We start from the raw sequence: 14,749 nt of genomic DNA, 5'->3' as shown, positions 1-14,749 counted from the left end.
TAACCCATGGCCGGCAAAGAGTACAAAATAGCATTTGACCTACAGGCCAAGCTGGATTCCAGTTATAACACTGGCATGCGTAAGGTGCTGGAAAATCTTCAGGAACTGCAGACCACAGCCCGAGCAATCGAAGCAATTCGGATATCTGGCGATATGGTCCGACCACTCCGCGAAGGATTGCAAGCAGCGGAGCGGGAGTTTGATCAATTGCGCCGGATGCCGCATATTGACGGTATATTTACGGAGACGGTCAAGGAGCTCAAAGATGCCGTCAAAGAGTCAGCGCAACTTTCCCGTAATCTGCAAGAGATCGCCCGTATACGCATGCCTTCCAACATGTTCGGCAACGACCTTCAAAGGTACACGCGCGATATGCAGGAACTTGAGCGCCGTATGCGGGAGATCAACGACATTCAAGGGCCGCAGCCAGGAGATTCTGGCGGTGGCGGTGGAGGCGAAGGTGAAGGCGGCGACAGCTCAGGTATGTGGGCTCTTAGCGGGGCGGTTATCGCAGGCGGTGCCATAGCTGGTGTTGCGGCTGGGGCCGGATTAGCTGCACATGCAGTATTTTCGTTCTCAGAAGAGTACCAGGAAGCGATGAACCAAATTCAATCATCTACCGGGGCTACTGACAAACAAATGCTGGGGTTCAGCAAGATTGCTGAGGACCTTTACAACAACAATATGGGTGAGAATTTTTATGATATTGCTGAAAGCATGAGCACTGTTCTACAGGTGACAAAACAAACTGGAAAGGCACTTGAAGATGCAACCAATAGTGCGATTGTGTTCAGAGATGCCGCAGGAGAAGATGTTGCCGAATCAGTGAAAGCGACTGATACAATGGTTAAAAATTTTGGTGGTGATTCGGTCAAAGCTTACAACCTTCTTGCTCAAGGATGGCAAAAAGGATTAAATAAATCCGGGGAATTATTAGACAGTGCCAATGAGTATAGCGTCTATTTCGACAAAATCGGGTTCAATGCTAATCAGATGTTTGATACATTTGCTGCGGGGCTTGAAGCAGGGGCTTTTAACTTGGATAAAGTTGGTGATGCAGTTAAGGAGTTCGGCATCCGGTCAAAGGATGGTTCAAAGACGAGTATCGCCGCGTATCAGTCACTCGGATTAAATGCAGAGAAAATGACAGCGACATTTGCTGCTGGCGGTCCTGCAGCTAAAAAGGCATTTGATCAAGTTGTTGCGGCTATTGCAGCTGTAAAAGATCCGGCAAAACAATCAGCAGCAGCTGTAGGGCTATTCGGAACGCAAGCAGAGGATATGGAAATAGGAGTCATTACGTCTCTCGGAAATGCAAAGAGTCAATTTGACTCTACCAAAGCAACTATTGATGAGATTGCAGCAACAAAGTACAACACGATAGGCCAGGCCTTCGGCGGAATAGGACGGACGCTTCAGACCAGCCTGATCCTCCCTATCTCAAAAAAACTACTACCTATATTTTCAGAACTTGCTGGCAAAATGACAGTTTGGGTGCCTGCTGTAATGGGGGCATTTGGCAAAGTTGGGGATGTTGTCTCTGATACCGTTGGAGTTATAAGTAAAGTTTTATCTAGTGGATTTAGTGATCAGAGCGCGGCGGCTTCAGTCAATTTTTTAGACAGGATGGGCCTTGACTTCTCCACGGCTACTCAAGTTGTGGATACCGTGAAAAACATTTTCGGCAGTATCAGTGGAGTTATTGAGAATGGTAAAAAGTTATTCACCGGGGGGTTCGACATCGCCGGTTTATTTGGATTTAAAAAAAAGGACATGAAGGGCATCACTTCCGGGTTTGAGGAAATTGTCGGCGGTCTTATGGATTATTGGGCCGACTTCGGCAAGAATCTGCTTGGATTATTGCCGAGTATCAAAGGTGTCTTCGCTTCACTCGGCAATATCATCAAGACAGTAGCCCCGATTTTCGGTGTTCTGGTTACGACAGCAGTTTCAGGATTCAAAGCTGTTTACAATGCAATTTCTCCTATAGCGACTTACCTTGCAGGCAAACTCTGGCCGATTATTCAAGACATTTTTGCTTACTTAGGCACTCAGGTATTTCCACAGATTTCGCGGCTTATTGCAGCACTTATGCCTCAAATCATGAGTATAGCTACCAAGACTCAAGAGGCTTTTGGAGCAATCGGAGGGTGGATAAGCGGTATGTTCGAGGCTGTGAAGCCAACACTGGACTTGCTGTTCCTCGCTTTTCAAATAGTTTGGGGAAATATTAAAATTGTTGTCTCCAATGCAATTGATACCATTGGCGGTGTGATCAGTGGGCTGCTTACCTCTTTAGGCGGAATTATCGACTTTGTAACCGGAGTGTTTTCGGGTAATTGGGGTAAAGCATGGCAAGGTATCCGAGAAGTATTTGAAGGTATATTTGACGGTCTTGGAGCAATCCTTGCATTCCCGATCAATGTCGCTGTAGATGCCATAAATGCAGCCATTCGGGGAATCAACAAAGTGAACTTTGATATTCCCGATTGGGTGCCCGGCATGGGCGGGGAAACATTCGGCTTTAGTATCCCTGAGATTCCCAAGATTGGCGGGTATGCAAAGGGCGGCTACGTTGACAGTCCAGAACTGGCGTGGGTGGGCGAAGGTCGATCACCGGAATGGATTATTCCAGAGAATAACTCGGCACGATCACAGGGGCTGCTGCAGGCTGCTAACCGGAGCATGGGCGGCGGAAATGCAAACACCGACAACAGTAAAATGGTGATCAACTATAATCCAACCATCATTATCCAAGGAAATGCTGATAAATCTACGGTTGACATGGCTGTTAAGGCAGGACATGACGACTTTGACAAGCGCATGAAGGGCTGGAACCAGCAGAGAGCTAGGGTGAGCTTATCAATATGACATATACAACAATACAAGGCGACACCTGGGATGGTATCGCTTTTAATCTATACGGTGATGCTCAGCTTATGACGCTGTTGATCAATGCAAACCCGCAGCACGTCGCGACGGTAGTATTCTCCGGCAATGTTACACTCAATGTTCCGGAGAAGCCCGCTGAAGCCTCTGACACGCTACCACCGTGGAGAAGGGAGGAATAACCTTGGAAAAGATACAGGACGCTCGCAGGGCGGTGCTGGTGATCAATTACAACGGCAAGGACGTTTCCACTGACCTTGCAAAGTTTCTGACTGATTTTACTTATAACGATGCCGCCCCGGGTGATGCAGACGATATATCTATCAATCTGGAGGACAGGGCACAGAATTGGCTTGGTCCGTGGTCTCCGGTTGAGGGCGACAAGATAAAAGTCGAAATCAGAACTGTCAATTGGGAGAAACGAGGGGAGATCAAGAAATTGCCCCTCGGCTCTTTCGAGGTGGATACATTTGAGTTCAAGGGGCCACCGGATGCGGTATCTATCAAAGCCCTGTCTATTCCCCTCGGCTCGGACATAAGGCAAGAGAAACGTTCGCGGAGCTGGGAGAAAGTCGCATTAAAGACAGTAGCCGCGCAAGTCGCAAAGAACTCAGGACTGAAGCTCCTCTATGAAACCAAGGACAATCCGTCTTATGACCGGCTGGACCAGAGCGGTATGTCTGACCTGGCTTTTTTAGTAGATACAGCAAAAAAAGAGGCTATTGCAATCAAAGTTGCGGGGGGCCAGCTCATTTTATTTGACGAGTCGGATTATGAGAAAAAAAAGACCATAGCTACCATTACTCGTGGCAAAGATAACGTGCTGTCTTATGGGTTTGGCTGGAGCACAACCCTTGTGGCCTACCGCGCCTGTGAGGTCAGTTACACCGATGCCAAGGCCAAAAAGACCTACAAGGCCACATATTCGCCGCCCTTTGCGCCAAAAAAGGGACCTGTACTTAAGCTTAACGAACAGGTGGATTCACAGGCAGCAGCTCTCCGGTTGGCACAGAAAAGTCTTCGGGAAAAGAATAAGGAGGCAGGTAAGGGGAGCTTAACACTGATGGGTGATATCCGTATGGCAACCGGCCTGACAATCAACATTAAGGGCTGGAAACGATTTGATGGTAAGTACATCATTGAATCTTGTTCCCATTCACTTGGTAGTGGCGGGTATGTAACATCGCTGGGAATTCGTAAAGTATTGGGGTGGTGACATGATAAAAATAGGCACCGTATCCACGGCGGACCCTAAAACCAGCAGCGTACGGGTGGCGTTCGCAGATAGGGATGACATGGTATCTGCGCCGTTGCCGGTTATTACTGCAGGTGGCTGGGGGAAATGCATCGCCGTACCAGAGCCAGGCGAAACCGTGCTGTGTGTCTTTTTAGATAATGGACAGTCAGCAGGCTTTTGCCTCGGCACATATTACGGCGGGGAAGAACACCCGCCAGGCAATGGCAACCAGTTTGGAATCTGGTTTGAAGACGGCAGCTATGTCTATTATGACCGTGTTGCCAAGATGCTTCAGGTCAAAGCTGCCAGCGGTGTGAGAATCGACGGAAATTTAACCGTGACAGGCTCCATAACGCGGGGAGGTGTCAGCTTATGACAATGAGCAAGATCGGTAGTTTGGGAACAGTGGTATTCGTCGTATCCCCAGAGGCAATACGGACCTTTCAGGATTTCACCAGAAACAGCGCCGGGAGATTTGCGAAGCATGATATCATCGGACAGCAGCCCAAGACACAGTTTCTCGGGCCGGGACTTGATACGATATCATTCACGATGTGGTTCGACGCCCGCTTTAAGCTCAACCCGCGCAAAGAACTGGATAAGTTGAAAGTGATTGAGCGAGCGGGTAAGGCACTGCCCCTGATTATTGGCGGAAAGAGTATCGGAACCGGTCTATGGGTTATAACAGGGCTCAACCAGGCGTGGACAAAGATAGACAATGTTGGTAACGTGCTGCATGCCACGGCCGCCGTCAGTCTGGAGGAATACGTAGAATGAGCATACACACAGTAGATATGACTCAGCCATCCACGATTAATTTCGCACCAGATACTACGGCTGAAGAGGTAGCCCAAAATATACGGATGATCCTAACAACACCATTGGGTAGCGCTCCGCTCGCTCGTGATGTCGGCTTGGATCTCTCCATTGTAGATGAGCCATATCCGATAGCAAGAGCTAGGTTGATTGGCGAGATCATGACATCTGTCGCTACGCAGGAGCCCCGCGCGGTAATCACTGAGGTATCTTTTAATGGTGATCTGGTGGACGCGCTGACAGGTCGCCTAAGAGCCGTAGTGCGGTATAGTTTGGCAGAGGGGGTGCAGTAACTTGGAATATGTTGATTTACCGGAAATCCTCTTTACACCGGAGGATGCCGCAGAGATTCAGCAAAATGTGATAACCATATATGAGGGCCTTACTGGCCGCACACTTCAGCCTGCCGATCCGGTAAGGCTGTTTTTGTCTTCGCTGGCAACCATCATCGTGCAGCAGCGGGTGCTTATTAACCAAACGGCAAAGGGCAACCTGCTGCGTTTTGCCTCCGGTGTGGCCCTGGACCATATGGGGGCTTTCCAGGGATCAGAGCGCTTGAATGCTTCTGCGGCGATTACCACGTTGCAGTTTACATTATCCATTCCACTGTCTTCAGCTACGGGTATACCACCAGGAACGCGGGTCGGTGCTCAGGGCGGCGACGGCTCCATATACTTTGCAACTACGGAGTACATGGAGATTCCTGCCGGGGCAACAACCGGCACAGTGATAGCGGCGTGCTCAACATCCGGCCCGGCTGGAAACGGCTTTTCGCCCGGTCAGATTAATGTACTCATGGACCAACTACCATTTGTGCAAACGGCAACCAACCTGACGGCCAGCAGCGGGGGAGCGGCTGCGGAGATGGATGCCTCATTTAAAGACCGTATCCGCACCGCGCCGGAGTCATACAGCACAGCGGGCCCACGTGGAGCCTATGAATTTTGGGCAAAGTCCACATCAGCTGCAATATTGGACGTACACGCCTACTCGCCGGATGAAGGCAAGGTTACGATTGTGCCTCTGATGGTCGGCGGGCAGATCCCTGGGCAGGATGTGCTGGCCGCAGTAGCGGAGAAGCTGGAAGACCGAGGCATACGGCCTTTGACAGACAAGGTAACGGTGACGGCTCCGACTCCGGCATCCTATGACACGACGCTGACCTATTATATCGGTCGCAGCCGGGCGGCAGAGGTTCCAGCTATCCAGTCAGCGGTAACGACGGCAGTCGCTGGATATCAGCTCTGGCAGAGGTCCAAACTGGGGCGGGATATCAACCCCTCGGAGCTGATATCCCGCGTCATGGCAGCTGGGGCGCTGCGAGTAGTGCCGATAGCTCCAGTGTACACAGCGCTGGATGCGACACAAGTCGCCCAAGACAAACCATCCACAATCACCTATGGAGGGCTGGTCGATGATTAATATCCAAACGGTAAGCCTGCTTGATTTGCTGCCGCCGTCGATCCGGTCTGATCCGGCGATGGCTGCCGCTGCTGCAGCGCTGGATACGCAGCTCCAGGAGACTACTGGCATGATTGCGGCCCTGGATATCTTCGGGCGGGCGGCGGAGTGGACGGACGCGGAAACTGACGAACTAGCCTGGCAATACAATCCGCCCTATTATGATTCAGAGCTGCCATTGGATCAAAAGCGGATACTTGTTAAAAATGCGGTTCCGTTTCATCGGCACAAGGGTACGCCGAAAGCCGTCGAGGATCTGATTGCGATTCTGTTCGGTGAGGGAGTAGTTGAAGAATGGTGGCAGTATGGCGGCGATCCGTATCACTTCCGGGTATTGACGAATAATGCGGACGTAACGACAACGCGAGCGCAGGAATTTATTGAAGCGGTGGAGGCAGTCAAACGCCTCTCTGCTGTACTGGACAGTGTAACAATTACGCAAGCGGAGGATTTGCCGCTATATTTCGGTGTGGTCTTGCACATCGGGGATCATATAACGATTTAAGGAGGGGTAAGCCGTGGCAGTATTTGGCGGCATGTCATTAACAAATAAGGGCCTTGTGCTGCAAGGTAAGGCGCAGGCAGGGACGCAGCTCAATTATACAAGGATTGCTGTCGGTGACGGTTCTCTCAGTGGGCAATCGGTGCCCGCACTTAATGGCCTGATATCACTCAAAAAAAATCTACCTATTTCCCGTCTGCGCCCGCAACCGCCCAATAAAGCGGTAATAGGCGCGACTCTCTCAAACGCCGATATCACAACGGGATTTTTTTTCCGGGAGATCGGCGTTTTTGCTCAGGACCCAGATGTCGGAGAAATCCTGTACGCCTACGCTAACGCCGGGGTGACAGCGGATTATATAGCTGCCGGCGGCGGCTCGGATATCATCGAAAAAGCTATCGACTGCGTGGTGATCGTCGGCACGGCTGCAAATATCACCGCTATGATTGATAATTCACTGGTCTTTGCTCTGAAATCTGAGCTGGACGCTGTAGCAGCTGTGAAAGTGGACAAAATTTCCGGTAAAGGGCTGTCTACGAATGATTTTACGAATGCTGAAAAGAACAAGTTAGCGGACATAACTGCCGGAGCAGGCGGCCCTGGATCGGCTAACGATACGGTAATCGGTAACCGCACAGCCGACCCAGCGACTACTACCGCCTATGGTCTGGTAGGTACGCTTACACAGTGGCTCTCTTGGATTGCCAAGTACTTCCAAACAATCACAGGCACTACAAACCCTTTTGACGCGCCGGCCATTACTTTAGCCGCTACTAGAATACACGTTAACGACAACACTAGACATATCTCATCTGCAGAACGTACTACTTGGAACGCTAAAGAAACGCCTGCAGGGGCTCAGACTAAAGCTGATGCAGCTAGAGATGCAGCAATTGCCGCCTCAATATCTACAGGACAAAGAGGTATAGCAGGTGGTGTAGCTGCGCTCGATGCAAAGCGGAACGTGCTAGCAGATGGTATTCTACTGCCGGGGTACTCCCTTAGTAGGTACGCATTTAGTACAGCGCCTAGTGTAGCTAACCAAAAGATGGATTTTTATTTTCCTTTTGAGGGCGTCTCAGGCTACATCGAAGTTGAAGTAAGTGGAACATGGTCCTTTGGTCAGTCTCAAGGGAAACTAGTGAAGCGCATAAATATAATTGCTAATGCAACTGGTGGGATTGACTCTCAAACCAGCGAATACACCGATGTAACAGGACCTGTCCAAGACAGTGTTGCAATTTCAGACCTTAAGTCAGATACGACCAACTCTAGGTTCGTTATAACGCTAGAGATGCTGAACTCTCAGGGCAATACATTTACCGTTCTGATTAGACGTCATTCCCCATTCGCTGTAACACCTCTTACTATGGGTACAGTGTATACAGGCACAGCTACAACTTTGCCTAGGGCTGTACAGACCGTACCGAACGATACAACTACGCAGTCTGGACAAAAGCTCTTAAACGAAGCTTCTGTATCTGGTATAGGGAAGCTAGGGAACTACATTACTAATGCAGACATCTTGTACGACAATGGATTTTATAACGTTCCTGCTACCTGGACAGGTAGTCCATTCCCAGGTTCCGATGGAGCCAACCAAGGTTACCTAAATCACTTTACGTGGGACGTAGGTGGACTCTATGCTCACCAAGTATTTATGCCAATCAATACAGGAGACATAAACAAGAAGAGTTTTAGATACAGACGGAGAATTAATGGCGTGTGGGACTCCACTTGGACTACTCTTTTCGGTACGGAGAATAGCTACGAACTATTTATAATTAGACACTTATTTGTTACCGGGAATGTTGACAACTACACAGACCCAGGCACATATGTGTTTTTTGAAGGCTCGTATACAAATGGACCAGCTGCAGGTATGTCGTATGGGCTACTAAAAGTCTTCGTGGGCTTTAACGGATTTTTGGAGCAAGAAGCAATATCTGTTACTTCCCCTTATACGAAGTCTTACAGATCGCGTACAGAAACTGTATGGGGACCTTGGCGGAGAATACTTACTGATGTTGACTCCACTTCCTTCGCAGGTACTTTTGCTCCGATAGCACATGAACATAGCAGGCTAGTTGCCACTACTACTACCCGTGATATCAGACCTAGCCTAACAGGTAAAGGGCAGTTTGCTCCTTACTTTGTTTCACGATCTGGTTTAAACGGTGCCGTTTCTACTGACTACTCAGATATGATCGTGCTTAACACTTATGACGATGCCAGTGGTGGGAAAGTAAATGCGCTGGTCTTTGATAAATCTACGTTTCAGATTTTTCACTATCAAGCCGCCCAAACAGATGCTGCATGGGGAAATCCTATGACTCTGGCATATGCAAACACTGTATCAAAAACCCGTTCAAATGATAAAGAGTTTTTAGTGTCTACTACAGCCGCTAATACTTTGGTGTCCGCAGCATCTTTTACCTCATCTGCAAATGTGACAGTTAAGGCTTACCTGCGCCTGACAGCGGCCGCCACAGTAGAAATAGCTGTTTGGTATCAAGATGCCGGAGGAGCAAACACGGCATACATCGTGCCGTCAAAAGCCTTCACAGCAGCGGGCGGGTACTGTTTCGTACCTCTGTTTCTTAACGTTGCAAGTGGAAGTGGTATGAATGTAGTAACCACATGCAGTGTAGCGAACGCAGCTCGGATTTCAGTAGTTATAGAGGAGGCTTAACCTATGGGAACAACAACTCTTATATTACCCGGAACAGCCGCAGCAACTGATGTTAAGACAGGGAAGAAATTTAGCTCGGGTACTCTATACAATGCTGACGGCACTATGATTGATAATGGTGCTATGAACTTCACACCTAGTAGGACCAACCAGCGTATTCCTGAAGGGTACCATAATGGATCTGGAAACGTTGCGGGAGTGTACATTAATCCTGCAGACCTTAAAGCTTCAGTAACCTATTATGGATGGACTGGAACTTATCAACCCACACCCGTAGGGGACTTGCAGACAATTGGACTTACTGCCCCAGCATCTGTATCAACCACAAGCATAAGCTTCCTGATTAATTACACTATTCCCAGTGGGAAGACATTACTTAGCTACACCATAGAACCCTCAGAGAGTGCAACGTACTTTCTAAAATCCAGCCTAACGGGGACAAACCAGCTCTGCCTGGCAGCATCCTATACCGCTGGATCGGGAAGTATGGGAACTAAAATAGGACCTTCAGCCAACAATGTAGTAAGCGGAGCTGATCTCAGTAGTTTTAATTCAGCTACGGGTGTCATATCATTTTATTACTATCTTAGTACATCAGGTTCTGTCACAGTTTCGCTTAATAATGCGTCTGGAGTAAGCTTTCAAATCAGATACAGCTATTTTTAGCAACTACTGCACAAACTTAAGCATGAAGTAATCAAATGTGGTGAATATTTCCACCCTTTTCGGCGCCCATAGAGGCGTTTTTATTTTGCCCTCGGGGTTGTTCCCGGTGGCTATCATTTTACCAATAGAGATAGAGGGGAGCCGTTCATAATGTCAGACGGGGGAGCGCAAAACAGAGGAGGGAGCGGGGATGTAATGCCGATACAAAGGCTGGAAGAGGTGGAGCAGCAGCTGCAGGGGATGGCTGTGGAGTTTACGCGGCTATCAGCTGAGAATGTCACTGCAAACACAAAACTCAGGCTACTGGAAGAGAATGACCATCGCCATGAAGAGAATATCAAACAGATCAAGGAATCCACCATTGAAATGAAAGTGCAGTTCAATGCGATTATGGGAAAGTTTGATCAGTTAGAAAACCGGATTTTCATGCTATTGCAACAATCTGGAAAAGACAATCAAACCGAACGTAAATTCTGGATGGACCTGCTTAAATATGTGCTTGGCGGGACGATCTTCGTCATTATCGGATATATCTTTTTAGGGGGAAAGTGAAATGCAAATTATCCAAAAAGGCAATCAGTACACTAACAGCAGCAGCCGGGACGGTCACGCTCCGATTGCAATCGTGGACCACATCAGTGGCGGCACTATGAACAGCATGGATTCCTGGTTCACATCGTCCGGAAATGAGCAGAGCAGCGCCCACTTTGGCGTTTCTAAGGCCGGAGAGATTCATCAGTATGTACCGATTGATCGTATGGCCTGGGCTAATGGATTGTCAGTCATAGCAATTGCAAAAGCGACAGCGCCACTTATTAAGGAGCTATCACCTGTAAATCCAAATAAGTACACTGTCAGTATCGAGCACGAAGGGACGGACGGATCACTGACAGAGGCACAGTTCGCCGCGACGGTATGGCTGCACAAATATATCAGCGCTGAAGTACAAAGGATCTATGGCAAGCCTATAGCGTTTGATGATAAGCATGTGATTGGACATTTTCAGGTGGACCCAGTTCGTAAGCCATACTGTCCCGGACCTAAATTCCCATGGAGCCGGTTATATGCTGCGTTAAAAACAAAGGAGGATGAAGACGTGAAAGTTGATAAGGCAGAAACGATAGTAAACGGCAATAGATTGGCGGACGACAGCATTTTGATTGAGGGTAAAGTATATGTTCCGTTGGCTGCAGTAGGTGAGGCGCTCGGCGCAAAGGTGAATTGGAACAACGTAACGAAGACAGCCACACTTACAATCAAGGGGGCTAAATAACCATGAATAGCAAATGGCGTAACTATGGCTTGTGGGTATCTTTGACGGCAGCAGTGCTCTTGGGTGTACAGACAATCGGGGCAATCTTCGGGGTACACCTGGCCCCGGAAAAGTATGACGAGGTAACGGCGGCGGTGAATGCAGTCTTAGGTATCTTGGTGGTACTGGGGATCGTGAGTAACCCGGAAGCTGGCAAAGGCTACACGGATCGGAAACACTGAGTGTGTAGTCGGAAAGTATCGGCAAAAGCCCGTCAACCTTAACTGGTCGGCGGGCTTTTTTTGTTTTTATTTTTCATGGCGGGGAGTTTGAACCAGTAAGGATCTCCGACATACGTAAACCCGTCAGGATCAGAAATAGTACCGGCTTGATAACGGGATTTTATTGTGGAGTGGGAAATGCCGGTTTCTCTGGCGATATCCGAAAGGCGCATAGCACCCTGTGGCATTGGTTCACCGCCACGACTTTTGTAGTAATTGTTTATCCACCATTTATTTCTATACTCCTGAGCGTGTTCTTCACAGCACGTGAGACGATTGGTTCCCTCCGCGTCAAACTCCTCCCCGCAAATAATACAGGAGACAAGTCCGATCCGGCGGCGCTCATTGCGCACTGGATTGATTTCCACTTTATTTTGGTGGTAGAACACGATTGAAGTTTGAGCATCATACTCTAATCTGTGAATGGGTTGGCACTCCTCACAGAAACGTTGATTCCCACCTTGGACAGTATATAACTTTCCACATCGTTCGCATGTATCACTGCTCCCAAGCTCCCGAGTTAATCCTAAACGCTTTCGGCGTTTGTGTTCATTATTGTAAATTCGCTGACGTTCCTTGCGACATGCCGGACAATATAAGGCGCTTGGTCCTCCTGGAAACACACGCTTGCATGTACTACAGGTCCGGTCTTGCATCATTTCTCCCAGCGCTCCTTCAACCATAATGGCCGCCCCTCGACAAAGGCATCTGGATGGGGGAAATCTCCGCGATATCCACCCTTCATCGCTCTTTTTGCCTGTTGGCCGATATTCTGCTTGGATGTCCCTAAATGACGGGAGAGCCAAGCAGAATCGACGTATTGGAGGGGCGTTACTACTTTCCCTCAGTGACCCCGAATTCTTCATCCAAAGCTTTATTTACTGAAGCAGCAAGGTTTTCAAGATCTACATCAGCTGCAGCATTTACAACGGCGTCAACATCCTCGGAATCGTGAGATTCTTTTAACTCCGCAATACGTTCGTCTAAGGCTTTTTGATCTTCAATAACTTGCGACCACCAGGAGAAGGTATCCTGCTCAGCCAGGAAAGCACCGGCTCCTTCGTTCCAAGTGAACTGACCATCTGCGAGCGCATCATAGTTTCCGATAAAATCTTGAACATAATCAACACCCGTTTTTGGGTCAATCAGTGTCAGTTCTTTGATTTCATTTGTTTCGGTGATCTGTACTCTCATCATGGTTATCTATCCTTTCAACCGCATCCGGTGTCTCCGGTTTGTTGGTTATCCGTATCCCCTTGCTGTGATTTAAATGTACCACAAAAGATTTACTAAGTAAACCGAACATAACGGGAACGAAGTATTAATTTTCCGTTGTTTTCTCCTTAAGAAGGGCCATACCTCCGTGTTATTTGATGTACCAGTATCCAAGCACACAATGTACCTCAGTGTACTCATTTCCACCGATGTTCTCCGGGCGATAACAATAACTTCCTTTTACAAAGAATCGTCCTTCATGTGAGTAGACCAGTTTGTTTCCGATCCGCTTTATTTTTTCAACTCTGGTTTTCTCCATCCCTTTTCCCTCCCGCGTATGCCCGCTAGTAGAGTTGCGCTCCGTTGTTTATGGACAAGCTCAACCATTCCCTTATCGCTGGCATCTATCAAGGTACCAAATAAAGCTTCATCGGCCAGCAGTAGCGGGAAAATCACATTGTCCATAACAGCGTAATCCAGATATCCAGTTCGACGGCGAGGTTTCATAACCAATTTCCTCCTCCGGTTTTATTTAGGGGAGGAGCCTTGCGGCTCCTCCTGACTTGCTAATTACGACGTTGTTTGGTAATCTGACTGTAGATATTGTAGGCTGTTTCTTCGGATTCCGTTAGAGCGTATTGACGAAGAATTTCAGCCTGTCTTTCTTTGAACTCCTCCCGGGAGCTGCGACCGAGTGCAAATCGTTCGCGGGCTACTCTCAGGAGGTGTTCTCGTTTTTGGAGCTTTTCAAAAGCTGCCATTGTGATTTTGTCCATCATGTTCACCTCCTTTCTATATTCTTATTATACAACGAATTATGTTGAATGTCAACAAAATAAGTTTAATATGAACGAAAATAGTTGAATTATAGTAAGGAGTGCTGTATATTATTGGTGAGGTGATATTATGCTGAAGTTAAGGCTTGGAGAATTAAGAGGGAGCAAACCGAGTGTCAGGGAGCTGAGCGAAAAACTTGATATTCGTTGGAATACATTGAAGGATTACGAGAATAATACAGCTAAAACTTGGTCTCCCGAGCATCTGGAAAAGCTCATGAAATATTTCGGCCTGAAAGACGTTTCGGAGCTTATCGAGTACCAGGAAGATGAGCAGGTCAATCCTGGAGGCTTCTCACAGGTGGAGTTGGATATTTGGCGTAAAGTCAATGAGTATTACGAAAACAATGAAGTGAGTAAAGACTAGGGACATTCTCCCCAGTCTTTTTTTATTGGACAAAAAATATATCCATTGATTAAAAATAAGTATCCCGGTTATAATACAAACAAACGTTCTTATTTGGGGGCGCACGGATGAGTAACATGACAATAGAGGAGCGGACCATGCTCCGCGATTACATACTACTGAAGTACATGGAACAGATGGTGCAAAACAGTTTAGGGGATATAGAGCACTCCGCGAATATCCTCAAGCGCCTTTACTTGATGGCCGGGAATGCCGTTTTGGGGCGGATCAAACAGGACCAATACCGGATGCGGCGAGAGCTTAAACAATCCAATATCAAAATCCTTGGCGACGAGCAGACTGATTTTGTTATCTATCATCAGATAAATTGTAGGGGGTATACTGAGCGTTTCGGACTCACTCGGGACGTTATGAAGGCGGAAATCGGCCTTCAGCTGACAAAGTATACTTCAGAGCTGGGGGATACCTTAAAAGAAGCATCGACCAAAGCGAAATCCTGAGCGACATAGCAAAACCCCGGGGAGATCCCGGGGTT

19 protein-coding genes are annotated in these 14,749 nt (G+C 48.1%); 15 read left to right on the top strand and 4 right to left on the bottom strand.

What is annotated here, in order from left to right:
- Nucleotides 1-6: 6 nt before the first annotated feature.
- The 13 genes from A3849_RS14185 to A3849_RS14125 all read left to right on the top strand — a co-directional run bounded on the left by A3849_RS14185 (nt 7) and on the right by A3849_RS14125 (nt 11,757).
- Nucleotides 7-2,871, top strand: coding sequence for a phage tail tape measure protein (locus A3849_RS14185; protein ID WP_074112006.1), 2,865 nt, complete (start codon nt 7-9; stop codon nt 2,869-2,871).
- The gene (locus tag A3849_RS14180) at nt 2,868-3,071 is read left to right on the top strand and encodes a tail protein X (RefSeq protein WP_074112005.1); all 204 of its coding nucleotides are present in this window, start codon (nt 2,868-2,870) and stop codon (nt 3,069-3,071) included. The genes A3849_RS14185 and A3849_RS14180 overlap by 4 nt, the downstream gene beginning before the upstream one ends.
- A 2-nt stretch (nt 3,072-3,073) precedes the next feature.
- The gene (locus tag A3849_RS14175) at nt 3,074-4,105 is read left to right on the top strand and encodes a phage late control D family protein (RefSeq protein ID WP_074112004.1); all 1,032 of its coding nucleotides are present in this window, start codon (nt 3,074-3,076) and stop codon (nt 4,103-4,105) included.
- 1 nt (nt 4,106) lies between these two features.
- Nucleotides 4,107-4,502, top strand: coding sequence for a phage baseplate assembly protein V (locus A3849_RS14170; RefSeq protein ID WP_074112003.1), 396 nt, complete (start codon nt 4,107-4,109; stop codon nt 4,500-4,502).
- Entirely contained in the window at nt 4,499-4,903 is a 405-nt protein-coding gene (locus A3849_RS14165; protein WP_256700773.1) for a phage tail protein, read from the top strand. Before A3849_RS14170 ends, A3849_RS14165 begins: the two co-directional genes overlap by 4 nt.
- Nucleotides 4,900-5,235 (top strand): lysozyme, encoded by a 336-nt coding sequence (locus A3849_RS14160; RefSeq protein WP_074112002.1) that lies wholly within the window; start codon nt 4,900-4,902, stop codon nt 5,233-5,235. Before A3849_RS14165 ends, A3849_RS14160 begins: the two co-directional genes overlap by 4 nt.
- Nucleotide 5,236: 1 nt before the next feature.
- Nucleotides 5,237-6,364 (top strand): baseplate assembly protein, encoded by a 1,128-nt coding sequence (locus tag A3849_RS14155; protein WP_074112001.1) that lies wholly within the window; start codon nt 5,237-5,239, stop codon nt 6,362-6,364.
- Nucleotides 6,357-6,908, top strand: a complete 552-nt coding sequence (locus A3849_RS14150) for a phage tail protein I (RefSeq protein ID WP_074112000.1) — start codon at nt 6,357-6,359, stop codon at nt 6,906-6,908. The genes A3849_RS14155 and A3849_RS14150 overlap by 8 nt, the downstream gene beginning before the upstream one ends.
- A gap of 13 nt (nt 6,909-6,921) precedes the next feature.
- A complete protein-coding gene (locus tag A3849_RS14145; RefSeq protein WP_074111999.1) occupies nt 6,922-9,597 on the top strand; it encodes a phage tail-collar fiber domain-containing protein in 2,676 nt (891 codons plus the stop codon).
- 3 nt (nt 9,598-9,600) lie between these two features.
- Nucleotides 9,601-10,263, top strand: coding sequence for a hypothetical protein (locus A3849_RS14140; protein ID WP_074111998.1), 663 nt, complete (start codon nt 9,601-9,603; stop codon nt 10,261-10,263).
- A 195-nt stretch (nt 10,264-10,458) separates the two neighbouring features.
- Nucleotides 10,459-10,815, top strand: coding sequence for a hypothetical protein (locus A3849_RS14135; RefSeq protein ID WP_074111997.1), 357 nt, complete (start codon nt 10,459-10,461; stop codon nt 10,813-10,815).
- Nucleotide 10,816: 1 nt separating this feature from the next.
- Entirely contained in the window at nt 10,817-11,536 is a 720-nt protein-coding gene (locus A3849_RS14130; RefSeq protein WP_074111996.1) for an N-acetylmuramoyl-L-alanine amidase, read from the top strand.
- Nucleotides 11,537-11,538: 2 nt separating this feature from the next.
- On the top strand, nt 11,539-11,757 hold the full coding sequence (locus tag A3849_RS14125; protein ID WP_074111995.1) for a phage holin: 219 nt from the start codon (nt 11,539-11,541) through the stop codon (nt 11,755-11,757).
- 38 nt (nt 11,758-11,795) lie between these two features.
- Here the strand turns inward: A3849_RS14125 and A3849_RS33325 are convergent, their stop codons facing one another.
- The 4 genes from A3849_RS33325 to A3849_RS14105 all read right to left on the bottom strand — a co-directional run bounded on the left by A3849_RS33325 (nt 11,796) and on the right by A3849_RS14105 (nt 13,790).
- A complete protein-coding gene (locus tag A3849_RS33325; RefSeq protein WP_074111994.1) occupies nt 11,796-12,479 on the bottom strand; it encodes a hypothetical protein in 684 nt (227 codons plus the stop codon).
- Nucleotides 12,480-12,630: 151 nt separating this feature from the next.
- Nucleotides 12,631-12,993: a hypothetical protein gene (locus tag A3849_RS14115; protein WP_256700772.1), complete on the bottom strand. Its 363-nt coding sequence runs from the start codon at nt 12,991-12,993 to the stop codon at nt 12,631-12,633.
- Nucleotides 12,994-13,302: 309 nt separating this feature from the next.
- The gene (locus A3849_RS14110) at nt 13,303-13,518 is read right to left on the bottom strand and encodes a hypothetical protein (RefSeq protein ID WP_074111993.1); all 216 of its coding nucleotides are present in this window, start codon (nt 13,516-13,518) and stop codon (nt 13,303-13,305) included.
- 59 nt (nt 13,519-13,577) lie between these two features.
- Nucleotides 13,578-13,790 (bottom strand): hypothetical protein, encoded by a 213-nt coding sequence (locus A3849_RS14105; RefSeq protein WP_256700771.1) that lies wholly within the window; start codon nt 13,788-13,790, stop codon nt 13,578-13,580.
- 127 nt (nt 13,791-13,917) lie between these two features.
- Between A3849_RS14105 and A3849_RS14100 the strand changes: the two genes are divergently transcribed.
- Together A3849_RS14100 and A3849_RS14095 are read left to right on the top strand one after the other, a co-directional pair.
- Nucleotides 13,918-14,214, top strand: coding sequence for a helix-turn-helix domain-containing protein (locus tag A3849_RS14100; RefSeq protein WP_074111991.1), 297 nt, complete (start codon nt 13,918-13,920; stop codon nt 14,212-14,214).
- Between the two features lie 107 nt (nt 14,215-14,321).
- Complete coding sequence (locus tag A3849_RS14095; protein WP_074111990.1) at nt 14,322-14,714, top strand: YhjD family protein; 393 nt, start codon at nt 14,322-14,324, stop codon at nt 14,712-14,714.
- Nucleotides 14,715-14,749: the final 35 nt, after the last annotated feature.

The organism is Paenibacillus sp. P46E (assembly GCF_001909095.1).
Taxonomy (GTDB): domain Bacteria; phylum Bacillota; class Bacilli; order Paenibacillales; family Paenibacillaceae; genus Paenibacillus_AQ; species Paenibacillus_AQ helianthi.
Note: the sequence above shows the minus strand (reverse complement) of the source record. Positions and strands in the feature narration are given on the sequence as shown.